Genomic DNA, 23,576 nt, shown 5'->3' with positions numbered 1-23,576 from the left:
TGGCCTTGGTATCCCTGGACTCATGGGGAATGTTCCACCAGATCCAACCGACGCTCGATGCGCTCGACACGATCGGTCAACCGGTCGAGCCGGCCGGAGATGATGGCGTATTGCTGCTCCAGGAGGCCCAGGCGCGACTTCACCTCACGCATGTCCTCGCGGATGTCGTCGACGGACCCGCGGATGTGCCGCAGGTGCTCCAGCACCAGATTGTTCGTCTTCTCGTCCATAGTGCACCCGACCCCGCGGATACCGTGACGTCCGATCGCATTCTATAACATAGGGACCGTTCTGACCGATGCAGCCCTTCGTCTTCGAGGGCAAGGGCGTGGCCAGCCCCCCTGCCGATGCGATTCACGCCGCCGGAGGCTCCGGACTTGCCCTGGCGGGTCGAACCGGTCACGAAACTGCAACCGGAACCTGCTAGCACCCCAGCCATTGTCTAAAATCCTTGGGATCCACGCACATGCTGACCCGCCTTCTCCTCGCCGCCGCCCTCACCACCATCTCCGCCGCGGCGCTTGCCGCGCCGGGATCGCTGATGATCTACACCTCGACCCCGAACGAGGCGATGACGGCGCTGGTCGCCGAGTTCAACAAGGCGCATCCGGAGGTGAAGGTCGAGTTCTTCCGCTCCGGCACCACCGAGGTGCTGAACAAGCTGCAGGCGGAGTTCGCGGCCGGGTCGCCGCAGCCGGACGTGGTGTTCATCGCCGATGCGGTGGCGATGCAGCAGCTGAAGGATGACGGCCGCCTGATGGCCTACACCGATGCGCCGATCGCCGGCTTCCCCGACGGCTTTGCCGACCCGGACAAGACCTTCTTCGGCACCAAGCTGATCCCGACCGGCATCGCCTGGAACACCAAGTCCGGCGCTCCGGCGCCGACGTCGTGGAACGACCTGCTGTCGGCCGCGGCCAAGGACCAGGTGATCATGGCCAGCCCGCTCTATTCCGGCGCCGCCGTGATCCATGTCGGCACGGTCGCGGCGCAGCCCGGCATGGGCTGGGACTATCTCGACAAGCTGGCCGCGAACGGCGCGGTCGCCGGCCAGGGCAACGGCACGGTGATGGAGGCGGTGGCCACCGGCCAGAAGAGCTACGGCATCATCGTCGACTTCATGGCGCTGAACGCCAAGGCCAAGGGCTCGCCGGTCGACTTCGTCTATCCGTCGGACGGCGTGTCGGTGGTGACCGAGCCGGTGGCGATCCTGAAGTCGGCGGACGACGTCGCCGACGCCAAGACCTTCGTCGACTGGCTGCTGTCGGATGACGGGCAGGCCTACATGACCAAGCAGGGCTACATCCCCGGCAAGCCCGGCGTCGCCCTGCCGCCCGGCCGCCCGGCGGCCTCGGCGCTGAAGCTGATGCCGGTCTCGGCCGAGACCCTGGCCAAGGGCGTCGACGAGAACAAGCGCAAGTTCACCGACGCCTTCGGCGGGTGAGGGGGAGACCGGCGCCGGCGAGGCATGGTACGGGACAGATCGCCGACCAGAGTGCCATCGGATCCGTGAGCCGTTCCTTCGCATCGACCTTGCCAGCTGCCGGTTTCCGCCGCTGGGGCGACCCGGCGCTGGCGACCGCGGCCGGCGCCTATGTGCTGCTGGTCTGCGCCCTGCCGATGCTGCGCCTGTTCGCCGAGGGGCTGGCGCAGCCGGAGGCGGCGCTGGCCATGCTCGGCGGCCGGGCGACGCTGCGGGCGCTGCAGAACACCCTGGTCTCCGGCCTCGGCTCGACCCTGGTGTCGGTCGTGGTCGGCGGCGGGCTGGCGCTGGCCATCGGCCTGACCGACATCCGGCGCAAGGGTGTGCTGGCGCTGCTGTGCCTGCTGCCGATGCTGATCCCGCCGCAGATCGCCGCCCTGGCCTGGATCCGGCTGCTCGACGCCGGCACGCCGGCCCGCGCCCTGCTCGACGCCGTCACCGGCCGCTGGCCGAACCACCCGCTCTACTCCGGCGGCGGCGTGGTCTGGATCATGGGGCTGGAGCATGCGGCGCTGGTCTTCCTCGCCGTCACCGCCGCTATTCGAAGCCTGCCCTGCGACCTGGTCGAGGCCGCCCGCGCCGCCGGCGCCCGGGGATCGCGGATCCTGCCCGGCATCCTGCTGCCGCTGCTGCGCCCGGCCTTCGTCGCCGGCGCCGCCTTGGCCTTCGTCTCGGCGATCGGCAATTTCGGCGTGCCGGCGCTGCTCGGCATCCCCGGCCGCTACAGCGTGCTGACGACGCTGATCTACCAGCGGCTCAGCGGCTTCGGGCCTTCGGTGCTGGGCGAGGTCGCGGCGCTGGCCCTGGTGCTGGCCGTGCTGGCGGCGCTCGGCCTCGGGCTGCAGCGCTGGGCGGCGGCGCGGGCGCCGGTGCTGGTCCGCACCGGCCCGACCGGGCCTATCCTGCCGCTCGGCCAGGCCCGGGCCTGGACTGAGGCGGCGCTGTGGCTCATCGTCGGCGTGCTCTCGGTTGCCCCTCTGCTGGCCCTGCTGGCCTCGGCCCTGGTGCCGGCGCTGGGGGTGGATCTGACCTTCGCCACCGCCAGCCTCGACCAGTTCGGCTACATCCTGTTCCAGCACGACGCCACCCGCCGCGCCTTCCTGAACAGCGCGCTGCTGGCCGCCGCGGCGGCTATGGCCACGGCGGCGGTCGGTCTGGTCCTGGCCTATTACGCCGAGGCCCGGCGCTGGCGGGCGATGCGCTGGCTCGACACCCTGGCTGACCTGCCCTATGCGCTGCCCGGCGTGCTGACCGCGATCGCCGCGATCCTGCTGCTGCTGCGACCGCTGCCGATCCTGGGGGTCAGCCTCTACGGTACGCTGTGGATCATCCTGGCCGCCTATCTCGGCCGCTTCCTGGCGCTGGCGCTGCGGCCGGTGGCGGCGGCGATCGCCCAGGCCGACCCGGCGCCGGAGGAGGCGGCGAAGCTGGCCGGCGCCCACGGGCCGCGGCGCCTGCTCGGCATCCTGCTGCCGGCGGTGGCGCCCGCGGTCGCGACCGGCGCCATCCTGGTGTTCCTGACCGCCTTCAACGAGCTGACGGTCTCGGCCCTCCTCTGGTCGCGCGGCAGCGAGACGGTCGGGGTGATGGTGTTCTCGCTGCAGGCGGAGGGCGCCGCCACCGCCGCCTCGGCCGTCGCGGTGCTGACCGTGCTGGTCACGCTCGGCCTCGCCGGGGTCGCCACCCTCTTCGCCCGCCGCCTGCCCAGGGGATCGCTGCCATGGCTGCCGTAGAGATTGCTGGCGTCGTCCGGCGCTTCGGCCAGCGCACCGCGGTCGACGGGGTCGGGCTGCAGGTGGCGCAGGGTGAGTTCCTGGCCCTGCTCGGCCCGTCCGGCTGCGGCAAGACCACGCTGCTGCGCCTGCTCGCCGGCTTCGACGCGCCCGATTCCGGCACGATCCGGATCGGCGGCCGGGTGGTGGCCGGAAGCGGGACGATGGTGCCGGCGGAGGAGCGCGGCATCGGCATGGTGTTCCAGTCCTACGCGCTGTGGCCGCATATGACCGTGCGCGAGAATGTCGACTATGCGCTGCGCATCCGCCGGCTGCCGGCGGCGGAGCGGATTCGGCGCAGCGACCAGGCGCTGGCGGCGGTCGGGCTGACCGATCGCGCCGAGGCCCGGCCCGAGACCCTGTCCGGCGGCCAGCGCCAGCGCGTCGCTTTGGCCCGCTGCCTGGCGATGGCGCCGGCGCTGGTGCTGATGGACGAGCCGCTGGCCAATCTCGACGTGCATCTGCGCGACGCGCTGCAGGCGGAGTTCCGCCGGCTGCACCTCCAGCTCGGCGCCACCGTGGTCTATGTCACCCACGACCAGGCCGAGGCGATGGCGCTGGCCGACCGGATCGCGGTGATGGACCACGGCAAGCTGCAGCAGGTGGCGCCGCCGCGGCAGCTTTACGCCGAGCCGGCGACGGCGATGGTGGCGGATTTCGTCGGCCGCGGCATGGTGGTGCCGGTGACCTGGCACGGCGGCGCCGGACCCGGCCTGTGCGCCGCCGAGCTCTGGGGCCATGCGGTGCGGCTGCGCAGCGGCCCGGGGGCACCGTCGCAGACCGCCTGCCTGCGGGCCGAGGGGCTCGCGGTCGACCCGGCCGAGGGCATCCCGGCGCGGCTGGACCGTGCCGTGTTCGAAGGCGCGGTCACCATCCTGCATTGCCGGCCGGATGCCGATCCCGGCCGGGTGCTGCGCGTCGCCCATCGCGGCCCGCCGCCAGAGGAGGGCGCGGCGCTCCGCCTGCGGGTCGAGGATGGCTGGCTGATGCCGCCGGCGGCCGGCACCGGGGCGATGGCGGCGGAGTAAACCTCCGCCGCCGGAAGGCCGGTTTACGGGGTGACCTCGCGGGTCAGCCTGGAGTCCCAGGGACACCAGTGGCAGCCGGGAAGGAAGGCGCCGCAGGCCTCGTCGAGATGGTCTTCCACATACATCATATTCGCGTCGCAGACCTCGATCGCCATCTGGAAGAAGTCGATCGTGTTGGGGTCGAGATAGAAGTTGAATCTTGGATTGTATGGCGCCATCCGTTTGATGATCCGCCCGTGAACGTGAACGCTTTGGGTTTCTTCTCCAGATAATATGTTACGAGCGTGTTGAATTTTTTGGTCATCATTGAGCTCGATGATGAATTCGATCCCTGGGCTCGACGATTGTTCGAATGCGAACAAAACAGGCATTTTTAGTCTCCCAGAATTATTAAGTTACAAAGATAAATCTACTGGTAAGTTGAACTCTATAGTTAGGGTAGATGCGTGTTTATCATGAGTCAATTGATGAATTTTGAATAAATAATGATATTTGATGCGATATTTAGTTGTATCCCAAACACCGATGCCGGCCTCCCGGTCGCGCCGGCGATGGTCGCGGGAGGCCCCTTCCCTTTTTTGGCCGTCATTCCCGCGAGAGTGGGACTCTCTCCGATCCTCCGGCGTGATGAGATCCCCGCTTTCGAAAGCGGGGATGACGAGGTTTGCTTGGGAAGGCAGGCAGAGGCGGCGCGCTGACGCGCGCAGACCCCTCCCCCTGCCCCCCTCCCGCAAGGGGAGGGGGAGGATAAGCGGCTCCGGGTGAGGGGAGTTTGTCGAGGCCTGGGCCAGCCCTCACCCGGTCGTCCTGCGGACGCCCGACCTCTCCCGCCACGCGGGAGAGGCAATCTGTCTTGCCGACCGACGAGTCGTTCTCACCCCCACATCGCCTCTTCCAGCACCGTGAAGATGCGCGGGCTGGCCGACTGTGCGACATTGAAGCGCAGGTAGCGCCCGGCGCTGCGGGATGGGCTGAACACGTCGCCCGGCGCCAGCACCACGTCGCGGGCCAGGGCGCGGCGCGCCACCTCGGCCGAATCGAGGCCGTCCGGCAGGGCCGCCCACAGGAACATGCCGCCGCGCGGCTCGACCCAGGGCACCAGGCCCAGCGCGCCCAGCCGCCGCGCGGTCTCGCCCATCGCCCGGGCCAGCCGGCCGCGCAGCCCCTCGACATGGCGGCGGTAGCTGCCGTCGGTCAGCAGCCGGTGCACCAGCCGCGCCGCCAGGGCGCCGTTGGAGAAGCTGGTGGCCAACTTGAGGTCGATCAGCCCCTCGATCCAGTCCGGCCGGGCGGCGATGAAGCCGCAGCGCACCGCCGCCGAGAGGGTCTTGGAGAAGCTGCCGATATGGATCACCCGCTGCAGCCCGTCCAGCGCGGCCAGGCGCGGCGACGAGTCAGTCTCGAAATCGGCGAAGATGTCGTCCTCGACCACCACCAGGTCATGGGCCTCGGCCAGCATCAGCAGCCGGTGCGCCACCTGCGGCGCCAGGCTGGCCCCGGTCGGGTTGTGCAGGGCGGCGTTGGTGACATAGAGCTTCGGCCGGTGCTCCGCCGCGGCGCGGGCGAAAGCGTCCAGGTCGGGGCCGGCCGGGGTGCGCGGCACGCCGATCACCCGGGCGCGATGGGCGCGCAGCACGCCGAGGAAGTTGAAGTAGCAGGGGTCGTCGACCAGCACGGCGTCGCCCGGCTCCAGCAGGAAGCGGCCGATCAGGTCGATCGCCTGGGTGCCGCCATCGGCCAGCAGGATCTGCCCGGCATCGGCGGCGATGCCGCGCTCCGCCAGCCGTCCGGCCAGGTGCCGGCGCAGGGGGGCGAAGCCGAGCGGCGAATCATAGTCGACCAGGCCCGCGCCCTCCGACCGGGCCAGGCTGCGCAGCGCCCGCCGGATCGCCGGGTCGGGCATCCAGTCGGCCGGCAACCAGCCGCAGCCCGGCTTCAACGTCGGACCGTCGGGCCCCGTATCCTCCAGCGCCTGGCGGGCGATCCACAGCGGGTCGATGGTCCGGTCCAGCCGCCGGCCGGGCTCGGCCAGGGTCAGGGGCTGCGCCCGCCGGGCGACGTAGAAGCCCGAGCCGGGGCGGGCGGCGATCGCTCCCTCCGCCGCCAGCCGGTCATAGGCCTCGACCACGGTCGATTTCGACACGCCCAGCGCCTCCGCCATGCGGCGGATCGACGGCACCTTGGCGCCTGGCGCCAGGGCACGGCTCTCGATCCGCTGCCGGATCGTGTCCATCACGGTGGCGACAAGGGTCGCGCCGCGCTGCGGCGCTGAAACGAGATCGAGCATCCGTACCAGGCTCCGGACCAGGACAGTTCGGCGAAACTGTACTCTACCATCTCTGGCCCATGCCGTCGCTGGCCGTCATGGTCGGCGGCATGGAAGCGACACGAACGATCATGGAACCTTCGAACGAGGCGGCGGCGGGCTGGATCAACGGCCTGCTCGGCGTGCTCATCTTCAGCGGCTCGCTGCCGGCGACCCGGGTGGCGGTGCTCGACCTCGACCCGCTGTTCCTGACCCTGGCCCGGGCGGCGATCGCCGGGGTGCTCGGCGCCGCGATGCTGCTGGTGCTGCGGCCGAAGCGGCCGGAGCGGACGGACATCGTGCCGCTGGTCGTGGTGGCGCTCGGCGTGGTCGTGGGTTTCCCGCTGCTGACGGCGGTGGCGCTGCGCACTGTCACCTCGGCCCATGCCATCGTCTTCATCGGCCTCCTGCCGATCGCCACCGCCGTGTTCGGCGTGCTGCGCGGCGGCGAACGGCCGCGCCCGGCCTTCTGGGTGTTCTCGGTGCTCGGCGCCGCGATCGTCGGCGCCTATGCCCTGCGCCAGGGCGCCGAGGCCTCGCCGCTCGGCGACGGGCTGATGCTGGCGGCCGTCGTGGTCTGCGGCCTGGGCTATGCCGAAGGCGCCCGGCTGTCGCGCCGGCTCGGCGGCTGGCAGGTGATCTCCTGGGCGCTGCTGATCTCGCTGCCACTGTCGCTGCCGGCGTCGCTGCTGACCCTGCCCTCCTCCTGGGCCCTGGTCGGCTGGCCGGCGCTCCTGGCGCTGGCCTATGTCTCGTTGTTCAGCATGCTGATCGGCTTCATCTTCTGGTATCGCGGCCTGGCGCTGGGCGGCATCGCCGCGGTCGGCCAGCTGCAGCTGCTGCAGCCTTTCTTCGGCCTGGCCCTGGCCGCGACCCTGCTGCACGAGCCGGTCGGCTGGGGCCTGGTCGGCTGCGCCGCCGCCGTTGTCCTCTGCGTTGCCGGGGCCAAGCGCTTCTCGCGTTAGGCCTGCGCGGCCATCATCCCTCGGACATGGTCGACGAAGCGCCGGGTCGCGCCCAGCGGCTCGGCGTCGCGCCGGGCCAGGTGCAGCGGTGCCGACAGCGGCGCGGCCAGGCGCAGGGTGGCGACGCCGCCGGCGTCCAGCCGGGCCATCGAGGCCGGGACGATCGACACGCCGAGCCCGGCCTCGACCAGGCTCAGCGTCGACACCAGCCGCGGCGCCTCCTGCACGATGCGCGGGCTGAAGCCGGCGGCGCGGCAGGCGGCGATGATCGAATCATAGAGGCCCGGTCCGCTCGGCCGGCGGTACAGCACGAAGGGCTGCTCGGCCAGCGCCGCCAGCGGGATCGGGTTCGGCCCGGCGGCCAGCGCATGGCCGGCCGGGATAACCGCGACCATCGGCTCGTCCAGCAGCGGCTCGACCGTGATCCCGGCGGCGTCGCCGACCGGGGAGCGGATGAAGGCGGCGTCCAGCCGGCCCAGCCGCAGCGCCTCGACCAGCTCGGCGGTGCTGCCCTCCTCCATCGCCATCTCGACCTGGGGCGCGGCCTCGCGGAAGCCGCGGATGGCGGCGGAGACGAAAGGGTGGAAGGCGGCGGAGCTGGTGAAGCCGACGGCGATCCGACCCTGCTCGCCGCGCCCGGTGCGCCGCACCGTCTCCAGCGCGCGGTCGAGCTGGGCCAGGATCGCGCGGGCCTCGGCCAGCAGCACCAGGCCGCTCTCGGTCGGCCGCACGCCGCGCGGCAGCCGGTGGAGGAGCGGCACACCCAGCGCCTGCTCCAGCGCCTTGATCTGCTGGCTCAGCGGCGGCTGCTGCATGCCCAGCCGCTCGGCCGCCCGGGTGACATGCCCCTCCTCGGCCACGGCGACGAAGTAGCGGAGATGGCGCAGCTCGATCATCGGCATATCCAGGCGATATGGATGGCCATGATGCCATCCGACGATGGCTATGCCGAGGGGCGCGAGGAGCGCAGCGTCGTGACGATCCAGGGGCCGGTACCGCTGGATGGCCACGCCCCTGCGGGGCTCGCCATGACGATGGTGGGAACGGTGCGGGTGACGGCAACGCCGCCCTACAGCCACCTTTTATGCTTGAACCACAGATAGGGCAGCACGGCGGACAGGACCATCAGCCCGAGGGCGAAGGGATAGCCGACCGCCCATTTCAGCTCCGGCATGATGTCGAAATTCATGCCGTAGATGCTGGCCACCAGGGTCGGCGGCAGGAACACCACGGCGGCGACCGAGAAGATCTTGATGATCGCGTTCTGCTCGATGTTGATCATCCCCATCGAGGCGTCGAGCAGGAAGGTGATGTTGTTGCCGAGATAGGTGGCGTGGTCGGTCAGCGACAGCACGTCCCGGCTCAGGCTCTTCAGATGGATCCGGAAGGCCTTGTCCTTGGTGGCGTCGCCGACCGCCAGGAAGCTCAGCAGCCGGGCCAGGCTGACCAGGCTCTCGCGCACCTTCGACACCAGGTTCTGGCTGCGGCCGATCGCCTTCAGATTGGCTTCCAGCTCCTCGTTGGTGGTGCGCTTGTGCACCGCCTCATGCACCTTGAAGATGCGCTGCGACAGCGCGTCGACCTCGCCCGCCACCCGCTCCAGGATGTCGGCGGTGCGGTCGACGATGGCCTCGAGCAGGCCGATCAGCGTGGCCGACCCGGAGGGGCACAGCATCGGCTGGCGCTCGGCATGGGCGATGAAGCCGGCGAAGGATTTCGGCTCGGCATAGCGGATGGTGACGAGGATCTGGCCCTTCAGCACGAAGGTGATCGGCGCGGTGCCCGGTGCATCGGTTTCGGTGGCGTAGAGCACGCTGGCGGTCATGAACATGCCGCCATCCTCCTGGTACAGCCGGCTCGACGCCTCGATTTCCTGCATCTCCTCCCGGGTCGGCAGGAACAGGCCGAGCTGCTGCTCGGACAGCCGCTCCTCCTCGGCGGTCGGGTTGAACAGGTCGATCCAGACCGTGTCCGGCGGGAAGCTGACGCCCTCCGCCGGCTCGACCGGCGCGAAACGGGCGTTCGAAAGCGTGTAGATGCGCAGCATCGCGGTCTGTCCCCTGCAGGCCGGCGCATCGGCGGCCAGGGGCCGCGATGTCTAGCGGAACCCTCCGGCCGGCGCGGCGCTCGGCCGTCCGTTCCGTCTCGGGGCGATCCGGTCGGGTCGCCTCTGTGGTTCGTCCCGGTCGGGACGACTGTCTGGCTCGTCCATGTCTCGATTCATCGAAGGCAGGGCCTGCCGGCACCCGTCGCCCGTCGCATGCCACTGCCGGAGGACGCCGTCAAGCCGCACTGGGCCTGCCGTCCCGGCGTGCGGCGCGGGTCAGCTCAGGGCGTCGATCGCGTCGGTCGTCAGGTGGCCCGGCACGATGGTCAGCGGGATCCGCAGCCTGGCGATGGCCTTGCTGCTGGTCAGGTACTGGATCAGCGGGCCGGGGCCGGCGGAGGAGACGGTGTCGGCACCCAGCACCAGCACCGAGATCGACGGCTCCTCGGCGATCAGGGCCATCAGCTCGTCGCGGGCAGCACCTTCGCGGATGTGCAGGATCGGGATGGTGCCGGTCAGCTGGTTGACCTCACGCGCCACCCGCTGCAGCCGCTGCTCGGCCTCGTGCCGCGCCTCCTCGCGCAGCACGTCCTCGATCGCGCCCCAATGCTGGATCTCGCTCGGGCTGATGACCTGCAGCAGCGCGACCCGGCCGCCGGTGTGCTGGGCCCGGCGGCAGGCATAGCGCAGCGCCGCCCGCCACTCCTCGGTGTCGTCGACGACAACGAGGAAGATGCGCGGCAGCTCCTGTTTGGGGGTCTCTGGGGCGTTGTCGGTCATGGCACCCTCAACAGATGGGAAGGGATCAGGCGCGGCGGAAGACGACGCTCGCCAGCCAGCCCGCGGCGACGGCGACGATGATGGCGGCCAGCCCGTACAGCGCCGGCTCGTCCTGGGCGAATCCGTAGATCTCGGCGCCCATCCCGACCTTGCCGACGATCAGCGGCGTGGTCTGGGCGTCGACCACCTGGCCGCCGCGGAACAGATAGGTCTCGACCTGGTACTGGCCGGTCGGGACATTGGCCGGGAATTCGATCCGGGTCCGGAACAGCCGGCCGCCGAGGAAGCTGATCTGGCCGGTGTCGATGACGTAGAGGCCGCCGCGCTGCAGGCCGCGGATCAGCGCGTCGCGGAAGGCGGCGATGACTTCGGGCCCGGCCTCGCGGTCGTCGTCGCTGACCGCCAGCTGCAGGTATTTCAGGCCGATGCCGGCGCGCTCCAGCACCGGCGGCGGCGCCAGCTGCTCCAGCGGCTTGCTCGAGGCCACGGCGTAGAAGCCGGGCACCCCGTTGAACTTCAGGCTGGCGTGGTTCAGCCAGATTCCGGCGACGCGGTCCTTCTCGCGCACCGTGGCCCGGTCGGCCGGGCCGCGTACCACCACCGCCACGTCGCCCTCGCCCTCGGTGGCGCCGAACAGCAGGACCTTGGTGCCGGTGAAGCCGGTGTTGATGGCGATGACGTGGTCGGACAGGTCGGCCACCAGGTCCTGGGCGGCGCCGGACCGGCACAGGCCCAGCGCCGCGGCCCAGATGGCGACGGCGAGGAGGAGGCGCGGCACGTTCAGCCCCCCCGGCGCATGGCGACGGTGAACAGGTCGGCGGGCGTGCCGATCAGGTCGAAGCCGACCTTGATGCAGATGATCAGCACCAGCGTGGCCAGCAGGGCGCGGGCCTGGTCGCCGCGCAGCCGGCCGCTGGCATGGGTGCCGAACTGGGCGCCGATCACGCCGCCGGCCAGCAGCAGCAGGGCCAGCAGCACGTCGACCGTCTGGTTCTGCAAGGCCTGCAGGAAGCAGACCAGCGCGGTGGTGAAGATGATCTGGAACAGCGAGGTGCCGGCCACCAGCGAGGCCGGCATGCCCAGCAGGTAGATCATCGCCGGCACCAGGATGAAGCCGCCGCCGATGCCCATGATCGCGGTCAGGAAGCCGCCCAGCGCGCCGATCGCGATCGGCGCCAGGGCGCTGATGTACAGCCGCGACTTCGGGAACCGGGTCTTGAACGGCAGGCCGAGGAACCAGCCGTGCTTGTGCAGCTTGCGCCGCTGCCCGGGCGATCGGCGGCGGCGCAGCATCGACCGCAGGCTCTCGACCAGCATCAGCGCGCCGACCGAGCCCAGGAACAGCAGGTAGAACAGGTTGATGGCGAGGTCGATCTGGCCGAGCAGCTGCAGCAGGCTGAACAGCCGCACGCCGAGCACGCTGCCGATCACGCTGCCGGCCAGCAGCACCAGCCCCATCTTCAGGTCGACATTGCCGCGCCGCAGATGGGCCAGCATGCCGGAGACACTGGCCGCGACCAGCTGGTTGGCCTGGGTGCCGACCGCGACCGCCGGCGGGATGCCGATGAAGATCAGCAGCGGCGTCATCAGAAAGCCGCCGCCGACGCCGAACAGGCCGGACAGGAATCCGACGAGACCGCCCATGCCGAGAATCAGCAGGGCATTCACCGAGACCTCGGCGATCGGCAGATAGACTTGCATGACGCGGGGTCCCGTCCAGTCCTGACCGGCACCTTAGTCGGTGAAAGGGGCAATGCGAAGGCCGATGGTGGCCACCGCCGGCGGGTTGCGAACGGCGCATGGAGGGGTCGGTTACATATGACGTACACGCATGTATGTTTCCGATTATGTCAACTGTAACAGTCTGGTGTATGGTGGCGCGCCTCTCGATTCACAGCGCGGCCGGGCAAAGATGCGCCGCGGCCAGGGAGACGGTTTCCCCATGATTCTCCGCTTCTTTCTGGTCGGGATCGGCCTGATCATCGTTGTCGGCGCGCTTGTCGGCATGAACATCATGCGCGACCAGGGCGTGGCGGAGTTCTTCGCCAGCCAGCAGATGCCGCCGGTGCCGATCTCCGCCACCAAGGCCGAAGCGAAGACCTGGACCGACTACCTCGAGGGCATCGGCAGCGTCTCCGCGGTCGAGGGCATCGAACTCGCCTCCGAGGTCGCGGGCACGGTCAAGTCGATCGACTTCAAGCCGAACGACACGATCAGCGCCGGGCAGCGTCTGGTCCAGCTCGACGATTCGATCGACCAGGCGGATGTGCGGCTGTACCAGGCGGCGATCGACCTGGCGCAGCGGGTCCTGGATCGGGTGTCGTCGCTGCGGTCGCGCGGCAACGCCCCGCAATCCGACCTCGACTCCGCCAACGCCGAGCTGCTGAAGGCCCAGGCCCAGCTGGCCCGCGCCCAGGCGACGATCGAGAAGAAGGCGGTGATGGCACCCTTCGCCGGCATCGTCGGCATCCGCAAGATCGACATCGGCCGCTACGTCGCCCCCGGCGATGCGCTGGTGACGCTGCAGCGCCTGGACCAGGTCTATGCCGACTTCACCCTGCCGGAGCAGGCGTTCAGCCGCATCAGCCAGGGCCAGAAGGTCGAGGTGCGGGCCGACGCCTTCCCGGACGAGGCGTTCCGCGGCGAGGTCACCGGCATCGAGCCGGTGGTCGACGCCGCCAGCCGCATGGTCAGGGTGCGGGCCACCATCGACAATCCCGGCCTCAAGCTGCGCCCCGGCTTCTTCGCCAATGTCCGGCTGATCCTGCCGGAGCGGCCGAACGTCGTGACCGTGCCGCAGACCGCGATCACCTTCAGCCTCTATGGCGACACCGTCTTCGTGATCCGCGAGAAGCAGGCCGAGGCCGGCCAGCAGCAGCCGGCGGATCAGCCCGCGGAGAAGCCGGCGGCCTCCGGTGACGGGAGCCAGCCGCCGGCCGGGCCGCAGCTGGCGGTCGAGCAGGTCTTCGTCCGGGTCGGCCAGCGCCAGGGCAACGTCGCCGAGATCGTCGAGGGGGTGAAGGCGGGCGACCAGGTCGTCACCTCCGGCCAGCTCAAGCTGCAGAACGGGTTCCCGGTGGTGATCGACAACTCGGTCGACCCCACCCGTCCGCCGCAGGCCGGGTCCTAGGCCCGGCCGGGAAGGGGGGACGCCATGAACTTCACCTCGATCTTCATCCGCCGGCCGGTGCTGGCCTCGGTGATCAGCCTGCTGATCCTGCTGCTCGGCCTGCAGGGCCTGGCCACCCTGCCGGTGCGCCAGTTCCCGAAGACCGAAGAGACGACGATCACCATCACCACCGCCTATCCGGGCGCCAGCGCCGACCTGATGCAGGGGTTCATCACCACCCCGGTCGCCCAGGCGGTGGCCAGCACGGAAGGGCTGGACTACGTCACCTCCTCCTCGGTCCAGGGCCTCAGCACCGTGTCGGTGCACATGAAGCTGAACGCCAACCCGGACGCGGCGCTGACCGAGGTGCTGACCAAGGTGCAGCAGGTCCGCAACGACCTGCCGGACGAATCGAAGGACCCGGTGGTGGTGAAGGGCACCGGCCAGGAGATTGCGATCCAGTACATCGCGCTGGACAGCGACCGGATGTCGCCGGAGGAGGTGACCGAATACATCACCCGGGTGGTGCAGCCGCAGCTGTCGACCACCGAGGGCGTGGCCGAGGCCCAGATCCTGGGCGCCAAGAGCTTCGCCATGCGGGTCTGGGTCGACCCGATCCGGCTGGCCTCGCGCATGGCGACGGCGGCCGATGTGGTGACGGCGATCCGGGCCAACAACTTCCAGTCGGCGCCGGGCCGGACCGAGGGCGAGCTGGTCACCTTCGCCATCCGCACCGACACCACCTTGCGCACGGCCGAAGCCTTCGGCGACCTGGTGGTGCGATCGGACGGGTCGAACATCGTCCGGCTGAAGGACGTCGCCCGGGTCGAGTTGGGCAGCGAGAGCTACGACGCCCGCGTCACCTTCAACGGGCGCGAGGCGATCTTCATCGCCATCAACCCGACGCCCGCGGCCAACCCGCTGACCACGGCGGCCAATGTGCGGGCGGCGATGGTCGACATCGAGCGCCAGATGCCGGAGGGCATGCGCGGCGAGATCGTCTACGACGCCACCGAGTTCATCGAATCCTCGATCTTTGAGGTCGGCAAGACCATCCCCGAGGCGGTGGCGATCGTGGTCGTCGTCATCCTGCTGTTCCTCGGCTCGTTCCGCGCCGTGATCATCCCGGTCGTCACCATCCCGCTGTCGCTGATCGGCGTGCTGTTCTGCCTCTACGCCCTGGGATACTCGATCAACACGCTGACGCTGCTGGCCATGGTGCTGGCGATCGGCCTGGTGGTCGACGACGCCATCGTGGTGGTCGAGAACATCCACCGCCATATCGAGGAGGGGCTGACACCCAGGCAGGCGGCGCTGAAGGGGGCGGCCGAGATCGCCGGGCCGGTGGTGTCGATGACCATCACCCTGGCCGCGGTCTACGTGCCGATCGGCTTCGCCACCGGCCTGACCGGGGCACTGTTCCGCGAATTCGCCTTCACCCTGGCCGGCGCCGTCATCATCTCCGGCATCGTCGCGCTGACCCTGTCGCCGATGATGACCAGCAAGATGCTGAAGCCGCATGGCGCGGGCGCCGGCCGGTTCCAGCGCGTGGTCGACCGCTTCTTCACCGGACTGCAGAACTGGTACCACCGGCGGCTGCACAACTCGCTGAACTACCGGCCGGTCACCATCTTCCTGGCCGTGGTGCTGCTCGGCGCCTCGGCCTTCCTGTTCGTGAACACGCCGAGCGAGCTGGCGCCGAAGGAGGATCAGGGCTTCGTCTTCATGATCCTCGAGGGCCCGCGCTACGCCAATCTCGAATATATGAACCGGTTCTCCGACAAGCTGGTCAAGGACCTGCAGGCGGTGCCGGAGCATGACGCGATCTTCGCGGTCAACGGCGCCGGCTCGCTGGCCTCCGGCTTCGGCGGCATGACCTTCAAGCCGTGGGGCGAGCGCACCCGCAGCGGCGCCGAGATCGAGGCCCAGGTCCAGGGCATCGTCGGCAGCATCGCCGGGGTCGAGGGCTTCGCCACCGCGCCGCCGGCCCTGCCGGGCTCCAGCGGCGGCCCGCCGGTGCAGTTCGTGATCAAGGCCCCGGGCTCGCCCGAGCTGGTCTACGAGATGGCGCAGCAGATCGCCAACGAGGCCCGCAAGAGCGGCATGTTCCTGTTCGCCAACGCAACCCTGGCCTTCGACCGGCCGGAGCTGTCGGTCGAGATCGACCGCAACAAGGCGGCGGCGCTGGGCATCAACATGGACGACATCGGCACCACGCTGAACGTCATGCTGGGCGGCAACGACATCGGCCGGTTCGACCGCGACAACCGCAGCTACAAGGTGATCCCGCAGGTCGCGCAGGAGAGCCGGCTGAACCCGGAGGAGCTGAACAAGTACTTCATCCGCACCGCCGGCGGCGACCTGATCCCGCTGTCCTCGGTGGTGACGCTGAAGACCCAGGCGACGGCGAACTCCTACACCCAGTTCAACCAGCTCAACAGCTCGACCATCCAGGCGGTGCCGACCCCGGTGGTCGTCACCCTCGGCCAGGCGCTGACCTTCCTGCAACAGACCGCAGACCGTATCCTGCCGCGCGGCGTCAGCTACGACTACGAGGGCGATTCCCGGCAGTACATCACCGAGGGCAACACGGTGATGATCGCCATGGCCTTCGCGGTGATCGTGATCTTCCTGGTGCTGGCGGCGCAGTTCGAGAGCTTCCGCGACCCGCTGATCATCATGGTGTCGGTGCCGCTGTCAATCTTCGGCGCGCTGGCGGCGCTCAATGTCGGCTCGATGCTGCCGGGGATCGGCCAGCAGCTCGGCATCGTCATCGACGTGCCCGGGGCCAGCCTGAACATCTACACCCAGATCGGGCTGATTACGCTGGTCGGGCTGATCACCAAGCACGGCATCCTGATGGTGGAGTTCGCCAACAAGCTGCAGGAGGAGCAGGGGCTGGCGCGGCGCGACGCGATCGAGCAGGCGGCGGCGATCCGCCTGCGGCCGATCCTGATGACCACGGCGGCGATGGTGCTGGGCGTGGTGCCGCTGCTCTACGCCAGCGGCGCCGGCGCCGCAGCGCGGTTCTCGATCGGGCTGGTGATCGCGTCCGGCATGTCGATCGGCACGCTGTTCACCCTGTTCGTGGTGCCGATGGTCTACACCTACCTCGCCCGCGACCATCACCGCGTGGTCGAGGAGGAGGAGCCGCCTGCCCATCCGAAGCCGGCGGAGTAGGCGGGCCTCTCGCAACAGAACCGTCATCGCGAGGCGCGCAGCGCCCCCGTCAAGTCGAGCAGGGGCGATCCAGAAGCCGGGGCTGCTGGATGGCCACGCCTCTGCGGGGCTCGCCATGACGGTTTCAGGGGGGCGGGAGCCGGTCCCGACGACGGGCAGCGCTCAGCTGCTGTCCGGCTTCAGCTCCCAGGGCGGGCGGTTCAGCTTCTTGCAGGTTTCCAAGTCGTACCAGCCGGGCTCGGCGAAGCGCCAGTACCGGCCTGCGTCCGGCCCGTCCTTGGGCCAGCCGGGCGGCCCAGATTCATCGCCCTCCGCCTCGCGGCCGTGGGACCAATCGGCACCGGAATAGTCCGGGTTCAGCCAGGCCGGGTTGGGGCGGATGCCGATGTCGCGGCAGAGATGGATGACGATCTCCTCGAGCGGATGGTCGAGAACCGCCAGCTCGGCATCGATGTCCTCATCCTCGACCAGCCGCTCCCACATCTCGGCCGTCAGCCTCTCGCCCTTCTCGGCATCGACCCCGTCGTCGCCGGCGATCGAGCCGGCGACGGCGCGGGCGACCTGGCGGCGGCGCTGCGTCTTCTCCTCGGCGCGGTCCCGGGCATGGGCGGCTTTCCTGTCCGCCATCTCCAGCCGCTCGCGGGCGAGGCGGGCCTGCAGCGCCAGCGACCGGCGCAGGCTGCGGCCGGCGCGGTCGAAGATCAGCGAGAGCTCCTTGGCCGCGGCGGCATCGCCGGCCTCGGCCGCGGCCAGGGTGGCCTGATGCATCGCCTCCGCCTGCTCCATCGCCATCTCGGCGAAACGGTCGAGCATGCGCGCAGCCCGCTCGGCCCGTTCGGGGTCGAGGCCCGGCACGGCCGGCTGCGGAGTGGAGACGGAATGCGCCTTGTCCATAGAACGTATCATGAACGAGAATCGCAGACGAGCGCAATGCACATGATGTTAACAGCGCGGCCGGCTGCTTCCGGGCGCTCAGCGGGCCAGATCCTTCCGCATGGCGAGGGCGGGGGCGAGAGCGGTCATCGCCGTGCCCACGACCCGGAAGCCGCAGCGCTGGTAGAAGGCCTGGGCCCGTTCGCCGGCGATCACATGCAGCGCGCGGGCACCGAGGGCGGCGGCCCGTTGCTCGGCCTCGGCCACCAGCCGGGCGCCGACGCCGCGGCGCCAGGACTCGGGATCGACGAACAGGTCCTCCAGCTCGGCCTCGCCGTCGCCGCGCGGCAGGATGGTCGCGAAGCCGGCGATCCTGCCGTCCAGCTCGGCGACGAAGACCCCGGGCAGATGCTCGGCCGGGACCTGCCTTGCCTCGGGCAGCGCCCGCAGTTCCTCGACATGATCGCCCCAGGCCAGCGAGGCGCGCAGCTTGAGCGCCCCGAGCGCGTCCCTGTCCTCCGGCCGGGCCGGGCGGATGCGGATCACCATCCGGATGCGATCGCAAAAATTTCCGCCCGGCCGTGTCGGATCGGGGCAGGGGTGCTTCGTCTTATCGACAGCGTCAGCGAAACCGCACGCGTTGGAGAGGAAAGTCCCATGATCCGTACCGTCCTGATGGCCGCGGCCCTGTTCGTCGCCGGTCCCGCCTTCGCCGAGGCCCAGCCGGTGGGCGCCCGCGTCGAGGTCAACGGCATGCAGGTCTACTACGAAGTCTCCGGCAGCGGCGACCCGCTGGTGGTGCTGCACGGCGCCTATATGAACATCCCGTCGATGGGCGCGATCATCCCGAAGCTGGCCGAGGCCCACAAGGTCTACGCGCTCGAATTCCAGGGCCACGGTCGCACCACCGACATCGACCGGCCGATCACCTATCCCGCTTTGGCGGACGACGTGGCCGCCTTCATGGATGCGGTGGGCCTGCCGAAGGCCGACGTGTTCGGCTATTCCATGGGCGCCGCCGCCGCGCTGCAGCTGGCGATTCGCCACCCGGACAAGGTGAACAAGCTCGCCGCCGCCTCCGTCGCCTACGACGCCCAGGGTTGGCAGCCGGCGTTCCGGGAGTTCATCCCGCAGATGACGGTGGAGATGTTCGTCGGCATGCCGGTGTTCGCCGAGGCGTACCGCAAGCTCGCCGCCGATCCCGACGGCTTCCCCGAACTGGTGCGCAAGCTGATCGCGCTGGAGAAGGAGCCGATGGCGTGGGAGGCGGAGGTCAAGGCGCTGAAGACCCCCGTGCTGATCATCACCGGCGATGCCGATGTCGCGACACTGGAGCATTCGGTGGCGCTGTTCCGGCTGCTCGGCGGCGGCGGCATGGGCGACATGGGCCAGAAGCTGCCGGCCTCGCGCCTCGCCGTGCTGCCGGCGACCTCGCACACCGCGGTGATCGGCCAGGCCGACCTGCTGGTGGCCGTGATCGAACCCTTCCTCAAGGGCGAGACGCCGAAGGGGATGTTCGAGTAGGAGACCATGGGCAGCCAGCCCACAATCGTCATTGCGAGCGCAGCGAAGCAATCCAGGGCGGCTCGCATTGGCCCCTGGATTGCTTCGTCGGCTTCGCCTCCTCGCAATGACGGCTCTTTCTTCGGAAAGAGAGTCCGATCACGAACTCGCCGGCATAAGGTCCCGCCTCACCCGACATAGATCGGGTTGCCCAGCGCCCGGCGCAGGGGTTGGGCCGCGATGTCCCTGTGGGTCACGCCGGCTGGCAGGCTGCGCCCCGCCAGCGCCTGCAGGAACTCGGCCTCGAGCCGCGGCCGGCTGGCAGCGGCGACGATCTCGGCGCGCAGGAAGCGGTCGGGCGGGGTCAGGGTCAGGCGGGCGATCCAGTCCTCCGCCGGGATCTCCTGCTCGGCGACCGTGCCGCCGGCATCGACCCAGACCAGGCGGTCGCCGGCGGCGCCGCGGATCTCCGCCTCGACGGTCCAGTCGCCATCGCCGGAATGGGTGCCGCCCATCGGCACGCCGCCGGCGGTGACGGCGAGATGCGGCCCGTCCGGCCCCTCGGTGACATAGCCGTGGCCGGCGCGCAGCGCCCGCAGCACCGCGGCTTCCGACAGCTCCGGCAGCCACAGCACTGTGGCCGGCCGACCGAGGCCGAGCGGGCCGGGCGGAGCCAGCGCCGCCGGCTGGTGCCAGTCGCTGCCGCCGATCAGCGAGATCCGCCAGCCGGCGCGCAGTCGCTCGTCATAGCGGGCCAGGGAGATCCAGTTGCCCGTGAACCAGTGCGACTGCCAGGCCTCCATGCAGTCCAGCATCGGCAGCTCGTGCCGCCACGGGATCGGCGGCTTGTCGTGGTTGATCGACAGCAGCCCGCCGGCGCGATGGGCGGCGGCCGCCAGCCGGTGCGCGTCGGCCGGCGCCGTCATCCGGAAATCGATCCAGCCCTCGGCGCCGAAGACATTGGCGTGGCCCTCGGCCGTGGTGATCTCTTCGCCGCGGATGAAGACGATCTCCCTGCTGCTGCGTGGGGAAAAATAGCGGCGCTGCGTGGTGGTGTTGTGGTCGGTCACGGCCAGGAAGCGCAGCCCCGCCAGACGCGCTGCCTCGTGCAGCAGCTCGGGCGCCCCCCGCGCGTCGCTGTGATGGGTGTGGCAGTGCAGGTCGCCGCGGTACCAGCCGGGCGCCGGATCCCGCACATCGGCCACCGGCTCCGGCGACCAGTCGGGGCGGGGCGCGTCGTCGAGGCGAAGGGTCAGCGCCACCTCGGCGCCGCCCGGCGGCACGCGGTAGAGGCCGAGCAGGATGGTCCAGGTCCCGGCCGGGATCGGCCCCGGCACATAGCCCGGGGTGGCGTCGTCGGTGGCGACGAAGAAGCCGTCGCGGGCGCCGCCGCTCCAGCCGCGGAAGCCGGCCGGGCTGGGGAAGGCGGTGGCGCGCGGGTCCAGCAGGCCGAGGTCGATGATGCAGTCGCCCACCTTGGCATAGGCCATGGCAACGTCGATCCGGGTGGTGCCGGGCGGGATCTCGACCGGGACCGGGCGGTAGGGGCCTTCCGTGGCCGCGACCCGGACGGTCAGCGCCTGGGCCAGCGTCACGGCGCCTCCCGCGGACCCGGGATGCGTCGGCCCTCGGCGTCGAAGAGCACGAGATCCTCGGCCCGGAAGCCGAGCCGGACGTCGCGGCCGAGGCTCAGCGGATCGTCGCCGAAGATCCGGGCGGTGACCCGCCGCTCGCCCGGCAGCAGCATCGTCACCAGGCTTTCCGGCCCCATGCCTTCATTGGCGAAGAGCTCGCCGGAGAGGCGCCAGCCGGAATCGTCGCCGGCGATGCCCAGATGCTCCGGCCGGATGCCGAGCGTCAGCCGGCCGCTGCGGTCGATCGCCCGGGCCAGCGCGTCCCACGGCGGCAGGGGCGGGGCCTCCAGCCCCTCGGCCGCCAGCGACGCCGCGCCGTCCTGCAGCACGGCCTCGACCGGCACCAGGTTCATCGGCGGATTGCCGACGAAGCCGGCGACGAAGGTGGTGGCCGGGCGGCGATAGACCTCGAGCGGCGGCGCGTACTGCACCACCTGTCCGGCCTCCATCACCGCCACCCTTGTGGCCAGCGCCATAGCCTCGGCCTGGTCGTGGGTGACGTAGACCGCGGTCATGCCGATGTCGCGCTGCAGGTGGTTCAGGAAGGCCCGCGCCTCCAGCCGCAGCTTGGCATCGAGGTTGGAGAGCGGCTCGTCGAACAGATAGACCTGCGACGGGTGCACCAGGGCCCGGGCCAGCGAGGCGCGCTGCTGCTGGCCGCCGGAGATCTGCGACGGCAGCCGGTCCAGCAGATGGCCGATCTGCAGGATGTCGGCCACCTCCTGGGTCCGGCCGCGCCGCGCCTCCACGGGGGCGCCGCGGACCTTCAGCGGATAGCCGATGTTCTGGCCCAGCGACATGTGCGGATACAGCGCATAGTCCTGGAACACCATCGACAGGTTGCGCTCCCTCGGCGGCTTGCGGGTGACGTCCGCGCCGCCGATCAGGATGCGGCCGGCGGTCGGCTGCTCCAGCCCCGCCACCATGCGCAGCGTCGTGGTCTTGCCGCAGCCCGAGGGCCCGAGCAGGCAGACGAAGTCGCCGTCGCCGATGTCGAGGTTGATGTCGCGCACCACGGTCAGCTCGCCGAAGGCCTTCTGGACCTTCTCCAGCGTTACAGAAGCCATCGGATCTCCCGCCCGCTCACGATTTGATGCCGCCGAAGAATCGGAAGCCGAACTTCCAGCTGACGAAGAGGTAGAGGGCCACCACCGGCGCCGAATAGACAACGGCATAGGCCGAGAGGAGGGTGACCACCGGCGTTCCGGCCTCGGAATAGTAGGAGTAGATCGCCAGCGCCGCCGGCATGCGGGATTCGCTGCGCAGCAGGACGAAGGGGATCAGGAAGCTGCCCCAGATCTGCACGAAGGCCCAGACGGCGACGACCACGACGCCGGGGCGGATCACCGGCAGGGCGACGTCGAAGAAGGCGCGCAGCGGCGAGGCGCCGGCGACCAGCGCCGATTCCTCGTAGGTGCGCGGCAGCCCGTCGATGAAGTCGCGCAGGATGAACATCGCGGTCGGCAGCAGGCCGCCGGCGAAGACCAGGATCACCGCGACATGGGTGTCGACCAGGCCGATGGCGCTGACGATCAGGAAGATCGGCACCATGGCGGCGGAGCCGGAGACGACCGAGGAGAACAAGAGCAGCAGGTAGGTGATCGGGCCCTTGCCCGGCACCGGCGCGCGCGACATGGCATAGGCCGCCAGCGTCGCCGCAGCGGTCACCAGGGCGACGCCGCCGACGCTCTGAATCAGGCTGTTCAGCAGCGCCCGCATGGCGAAGCCGTTCTCGAACGCCTTGGCGAAGTTGCCGAGGGTGAACGGGTCCGGCACCGCCAGCCCCAGCTCCGCCCGCGCGTTGAACGGCGCCAGCACGAACCACAGCAGCGGCAGGGCAAAGACCAGGCCGATCAGCGCCGCCAGGCCGGCGAACAGGATGCGGAGGAGGAGGGGGCGCAGCGCCATGTCAATGCTCCGCCGCGGCCCGGCGGCGCCGCGCCAGGCCGAGATAGACCAGCGCGAAGGCCAGGTTGATCAGCATGATGACGACGCCGACCGCGGCGCCGCGGCCGAACTCGAAATGCTTGAAGGCCAGCTGGTAGGTGTAGATCGACAGGATCTCGGTGCGGAAGGAGGGGCCGCCGCCGGTCAGCAGGAACGGCGTGAACACGTTGAAGGTCCACATCGTCACCAGGATCAGGTCGGTGACGACATGGCCGCGGATCAGCGGCAGGGCGATGTCGCGCAGCTTCTGCCAGGACGAGGCGCCGACCACGTTGGCGGTCTCGAAATAGCTCGGCGGGATCGACTGCAGCGCCGAGGAGAACAGCATCATCGAGAAGGCGGTGCCGCGCCAGGTGTTGAACACGACGATCGCCAGGAACGGCATCTCCAGGAGCCAGTCCGGCCGGGGCAGGCCGAGCGTGCCGAGGATGCCGTTCAGCGTGCCGGCGTCGCGGTCGAGATAGGCGAACCAGGCGAAGCCGATCACCACCTCCGGCAGGATCCAGGCCGCCACCACCGCCGCCTGCACCGCTGCTTTCAGGGCCGGATGGATATTCTGCAGCAGCCAAGCCAGCAGCAGGCCCAGCAGCGCCTGGCCGATCAGGGCCGAGAGCAGCACGAACTGCACGGTCAGGATCAGCGAGGCGCCGAACTCGCCGGGGGCGAAGAACGCGCTGCCGTCGAACAGCGAGGTGTAGTTCTGCAGCCCGACGAAATCGGGATGCAGCGCGGTGCGGCCCAGCAGCGTGCGGTTGGTGAAGCTGACCGCGATGATCCAGAAGAACGGGACGACGACGAACAGCCCGACCAGCACCCCGGCCGGGACCATGAAGGCGGCCCCGGACCGGGCGGAGAGCAGGGTGGCGCGCTTCTCCACTATTCTCCCCCTCCCCTCGCGGGAGGGGGTAGCGCAGACGTAGGTTGGGTTCGCGGATGCGAACCCAACATTG

The 23,576-nt window shown here is 70.1% G+C and carries 22 protein-coding genes; 8 read left to right on the top strand and 14 right to left on the bottom strand.

Annotation, left to right across the window (positions count from 1 at the left end; translation table 11 throughout):
- Positions 1 to 20 precede the first annotated feature (20 nt).
- Complete coding sequence (locus ACTOWL_RS25455) at positions 21 to 230, bottom strand: hypothetical protein (RefSeq protein ID WP_441324089.1); 210 nt, start codon at positions 228 to 230, stop codon at positions 21 to 23.
- Between the two features lie 236 nt (positions 231 to 466).
- Between ACTOWL_RS25455 and ACTOWL_RS25450 the strand changes: the two genes are divergently transcribed.
- From ACTOWL_RS25450 to ACTOWL_RS25440, 3 genes are all read left to right on the top strand, one after another.
- The gene (locus ACTOWL_RS25450) at positions 467 to 1,444 is read left to right on the top strand and encodes an ABC transporter substrate-binding protein (protein WP_441324088.1); all 978 of its coding nucleotides are present in this window, start codon (positions 467 to 469) and stop codon (positions 1,442 to 1,444) included.
- Between the two features lie 65 nt (positions 1,445 to 1,509).
- On the top strand, positions 1,510 to 3,216 hold the full coding sequence (locus tag ACTOWL_RS25445) for an ABC transporter permease (RefSeq protein WP_441324087.1): 1,707 nt from the start codon (positions 1,510 to 1,512) through the stop codon (positions 3,214 to 3,216).
- Positions 3,204 to 4,283, top strand: a complete 1,080-nt coding sequence (locus ACTOWL_RS25440) for an ABC transporter ATP-binding protein (protein WP_441324086.1) — start codon at positions 3,204 to 3,206, stop codon at positions 4,281 to 4,283. Before ACTOWL_RS25445 ends, ACTOWL_RS25440 begins: the two co-directional genes overlap by 13 nt.
- Positions 4,284 to 4,306: 23 nt before the next feature.
- Here the strand turns inward: ACTOWL_RS25440 and ACTOWL_RS25435 are convergent, their stop codons facing one another.
- Together ACTOWL_RS25435 and ACTOWL_RS25430 are read right to left on the bottom strand one after the other, a co-directional pair.
- Positions 4,307 to 4,654, bottom strand: a complete 348-nt coding sequence (locus ACTOWL_RS25435) for a BP74-related protein (protein ID WP_441324085.1) — start codon at positions 4,652 to 4,654, stop codon at positions 4,307 to 4,309.
- 503 nt (positions 4,655 to 5,157) lie between these two features.
- Positions 5,158 to 6,570: an aminotransferase-like domain-containing protein gene (locus ACTOWL_RS25430; RefSeq protein WP_441324084.1), complete on the bottom strand. Its 1,413-nt coding sequence runs from the start codon at positions 6,568 to 6,570 to the stop codon at positions 5,158 to 5,160.
- A 110-nt stretch (positions 6,571 to 6,680) separates the two neighbouring features.
- Between ACTOWL_RS25430 and ACTOWL_RS25425 the strand changes: the two genes are divergently transcribed.
- On the top strand, positions 6,681 to 7,553 hold the full coding sequence (locus tag ACTOWL_RS25425) for a DMT family transporter (protein WP_441324083.1): 873 nt from the start codon (positions 6,681 to 6,683) through the stop codon (positions 7,551 to 7,553).
- On the opposite strand, the gene ACTOWL_RS25420 is transcribed toward ACTOWL_RS25425, so the two are convergent.
- Positions 7,550 to 8,449, bottom strand: coding sequence for a LysR family transcriptional regulator (locus ACTOWL_RS25420; protein ID WP_441324082.1), 900 nt, complete (start codon positions 8,447 to 8,449; stop codon positions 7,550 to 7,552). The genes ACTOWL_RS25425 and ACTOWL_RS25420 overlap by 4 nt on opposite strands.
- Here ACTOWL_RS25420 and ACTOWL_RS25415 point away from each other — a divergent pair.
- Positions 8,432 to 8,656 (top strand): hypothetical protein, encoded by a 225-nt coding sequence (locus tag ACTOWL_RS25415; RefSeq protein ID WP_441324081.1) that lies wholly within the window; start codon positions 8,432 to 8,434, stop codon positions 8,654 to 8,656. The two genes, ACTOWL_RS25420 and ACTOWL_RS25415, sit on opposite strands and share 18 nt — an antisense overlap.
- Here ACTOWL_RS25415 and corA read toward each other — a convergent pair.
- The 4 genes from corA to ACTOWL_RS25395 form a co-directional block, all read right to left on the bottom strand.
- Complete coding sequence (gene corA / locus ACTOWL_RS25410; protein WP_441324080.1) at positions 8,623 to 9,600, bottom strand: magnesium/cobalt transporter CorA; 978 nt, start codon at positions 9,598 to 9,600, stop codon at positions 8,623 to 8,625. The two genes, ACTOWL_RS25415 and corA, sit on opposite strands and share 34 nt — an antisense overlap.
- A 276-nt stretch (positions 9,601 to 9,876) precedes the next feature.
- Entirely contained in the window at positions 9,877 to 10,380 is a 504-nt protein-coding gene (locus ACTOWL_RS25405) for a universal stress protein (RefSeq protein ID WP_441324079.1), read from the bottom strand.
- Positions 10,381 to 10,405: 25 nt separating this feature from the next.
- Positions 10,406 to 11,158 carry a TIGR02186 family protein gene (locus tag ACTOWL_RS25400; RefSeq protein ID WP_441324078.1) on the bottom strand — a complete coding sequence of 251 codons (753 nt, stop codon included), beginning with the start codon at positions 11,156 to 11,158 and terminating at the stop codon, positions 10,406 to 10,408.
- A 2-nt stretch (positions 11,159 to 11,160) separates the two neighbouring features.
- Positions 11,161 to 12,081, bottom strand: a complete 921-nt coding sequence (locus tag ACTOWL_RS25395; RefSeq protein ID WP_441324077.1) for a sulfite exporter TauE/SafE family protein — start codon at positions 12,079 to 12,081, stop codon at positions 11,161 to 11,163.
- A 241-nt stretch (positions 12,082 to 12,322) separates the two neighbouring features.
- On the opposite strand from ACTOWL_RS25395, the gene ACTOWL_RS25390 reads away from it, so the two are divergent.
- Positions 12,323 to 13,510, top strand: a complete 1,188-nt coding sequence (locus ACTOWL_RS25390) for an efflux RND transporter periplasmic adaptor subunit (RefSeq protein ID WP_441324076.1) — start codon at positions 12,323 to 12,325, stop codon at positions 13,508 to 13,510.
- A 24-nt stretch (positions 13,511 to 13,534) separates the two neighbouring features.
- Positions 13,535 to 16,669, top strand: a complete 3,135-nt coding sequence (locus ACTOWL_RS25385) for an efflux RND transporter permease subunit (RefSeq protein WP_441324075.1) — start codon at positions 13,535 to 13,537, stop codon at positions 16,667 to 16,669.
- Between the two features lie 162 nt (positions 16,670 to 16,831).
- Here ACTOWL_RS25385 and ACTOWL_RS25380 read toward each other — a convergent pair whose 3' ends face one another.
- Positions 16,832 to 17,575, bottom strand: coding sequence for a hypothetical protein (locus ACTOWL_RS25380; protein WP_441324074.1), 744 nt, complete (start codon positions 17,573 to 17,575; stop codon positions 16,832 to 16,834).
- Between the two features lie 66 nt (positions 17,576 to 17,641).
- Positions 17,642 to 18,091, bottom strand: a complete 450-nt coding sequence (locus ACTOWL_RS25375) for a GNAT family N-acetyltransferase (protein WP_441324073.1) — start codon at positions 18,089 to 18,091, stop codon at positions 17,642 to 17,644.
- 108 nt (positions 18,092 to 18,199) lie between these two features.
- Between ACTOWL_RS25375 and ACTOWL_RS25370 the strand changes: the two genes are divergently transcribed.
- Positions 18,200 to 19,066: an alpha/beta fold hydrolase gene (locus tag ACTOWL_RS25370; RefSeq protein WP_441324072.1), complete on the top strand. Its 867-nt coding sequence runs from the start codon at positions 18,200 to 18,202 to the stop codon at positions 19,064 to 19,066.
- A 167-nt stretch (positions 19,067 to 19,233) separates the two neighbouring features.
- Here ACTOWL_RS25370 and ACTOWL_RS25365 read toward each other — a convergent pair whose 3' ends face one another.
- Genes ACTOWL_RS25365 through ACTOWL_RS25350 form a run of 4 tightly spaced genes read right to left on the bottom strand, consistent with a single transcriptional unit; the run spans position 19,234 to position 23,503 of the window.
- Positions 19,234 to 20,640: a CehA/McbA family metallohydrolase gene (locus tag ACTOWL_RS25365; protein ID WP_441324071.1), complete on the bottom strand. Its 1,407-nt coding sequence runs from the start codon at positions 20,638 to 20,640 to the stop codon at positions 19,234 to 19,236.
- A complete protein-coding gene (locus tag ACTOWL_RS25360) occupies positions 20,637 to 21,746 on the bottom strand; it encodes an ABC transporter ATP-binding protein (protein WP_441324070.1) in 1,110 nt (369 codons plus the stop codon). Before ACTOWL_RS25360 ends, ACTOWL_RS25365 begins: the two co-directional genes overlap by 4 nt.
- A gap of 16 nt (positions 21,747 to 21,762) precedes the next feature.
- A complete protein-coding gene (locus ACTOWL_RS25355; protein WP_429225380.1) occupies positions 21,763 to 22,587 on the bottom strand; it encodes a carbohydrate ABC transporter permease in 825 nt (274 codons plus the stop codon).
- Between the two features lies 1 nt (position 22,588).
- A complete protein-coding gene (locus ACTOWL_RS25350; protein ID WP_441324069.1) occupies positions 22,589 to 23,503 on the bottom strand; it encodes a carbohydrate ABC transporter permease in 915 nt (304 codons plus the stop codon).
- Positions 23,504 to 23,576: the final 73 nt, after the last annotated feature.

It is taken from the genome of Inquilinus sp. CA228, assembly GCF_052078665.1.
Lineage (GTDB): Bacteria > Pseudomonadota > Alphaproteobacteria > DSM-16000 > Inquilinaceae > Inquilinus.
The sequence above is the reverse complement of the archived record's forward strand: the minus strand, read 5'-3'. Positions and strand labels throughout refer to the sequence as shown.

Excerpts from the sequence above, each read along its gene's own strand:
- ACTOWL_RS25370 (WP_441324072.1), top strand. The coding sequence starts at position 18,200 with ATGATCCGTACCGTCCTGATGGCCGCGGCCCTGTTCGTCGCCGGTCCC.
- ACTOWL_RS25405 (WP_441324079.1), bottom strand. The coding sequence starts at position 10,380 with ATGACCGACAACGCCCCAGAGACCCCCAAACAGGAGCTGCCGCGCATC.
- ACTOWL_RS25355 (WP_429225380.1), bottom strand. The coding sequence starts at position 22,587 with ATGGCGCTGCGCCCCCTCCTCCTCCGCATCCTGTTCGCCGGCCTGGCG.
- ACTOWL_RS25415 (WP_441324081.1), top strand. The coding sequence starts at position 8,432 with ATGGCGCAGCTCGATCATCGGCATATCCAGGCGATATGGATGGCCATG.
- ACTOWL_RS25385 (WP_441324075.1), top strand. The coding sequence starts at position 13,535 with ATGAACTTCACCTCGATCTTCATCCGCCGGCCGGTGCTGGCCTCGGTG.
- ACTOWL_RS25435 (WP_441324085.1), bottom strand. The coding sequence starts at position 4,654 with ATGCCTGTTTTGTTCGCATTCGAACAATCGTCGAGCCCAGGGATCGAA.
- ACTOWL_RS25380 (WP_441324074.1), bottom strand. The coding sequence starts at position 17,575 with ATGATACGTTCTATGGACAAGGCGCATTCCGTCTCCACTCCGCAGCCG.
- ACTOWL_RS25420 (WP_441324082.1), bottom strand. The coding sequence starts at position 8,449 with ATGATCGAGCTGCGCCATCTCCGCTACTTCGTCGCCGTGGCCGAGGAG.
- ACTOWL_RS25360 (WP_441324070.1), bottom strand. The coding sequence starts at position 21,746 with ATGGCTTCTGTAACGCTGGAGAAGGTCCAGAAGGCCTTCGGCGAGCTG.
- ACTOWL_RS25425 (WP_441324083.1), top strand. The coding sequence starts at position 6,681 with ATGGAACCTTCGAACGAGGCGGCGGCGGGCTGGATCAACGGCCTGCTC.
- ACTOWL_RS25395 (WP_441324077.1), bottom strand. The coding sequence starts at position 12,081 with ATGCAAGTCTATCTGCCGATCGCCGAGGTCTCGGTGAATGCCCTGCTG.
- ACTOWL_RS25440 (WP_441324086.1), top strand. The coding sequence starts at position 3,204 with ATGGCTGCCGTAGAGATTGCTGGCGTCGTCCGGCGCTTCGGCCAGCGC.
- ACTOWL_RS25375 (WP_441324073.1), bottom strand. The coding sequence starts at position 18,091 with ATGGTGATCCGCATCCGCCCGGCCCGGCCGGAGGACAGGGACGCGCTC.
- ACTOWL_RS25450 (WP_441324088.1), top strand. The coding sequence starts at position 467 with ATGCTGACCCGCCTTCTCCTCGCCGCCGCCCTCACCACCATCTCCGCC.
- ACTOWL_RS25390 (WP_441324076.1), top strand. The coding sequence starts at position 12,323 with ATGATTCTCCGCTTCTTTCTGGTCGGGATCGGCCTGATCATCGTTGTC.
- corA (WP_441324080.1), bottom strand. The coding sequence starts at position 9,600 with ATGCTGCGCATCTACACGCTTTCGAACGCCCGTTTCGCGCCGGTCGAG.
- ACTOWL_RS25430 (WP_441324084.1), bottom strand. The coding sequence starts at position 6,570 with ATGCTCGATCTCGTTTCAGCGCCGCAGCGCGGCGCGACCCTTGTCGCC.
- ACTOWL_RS25455 (WP_441324089.1), bottom strand. The coding sequence starts at position 230 with ATGGACGAGAAGACGAACAATCTGGTGCTGGAGCACCTGCGGCACATC.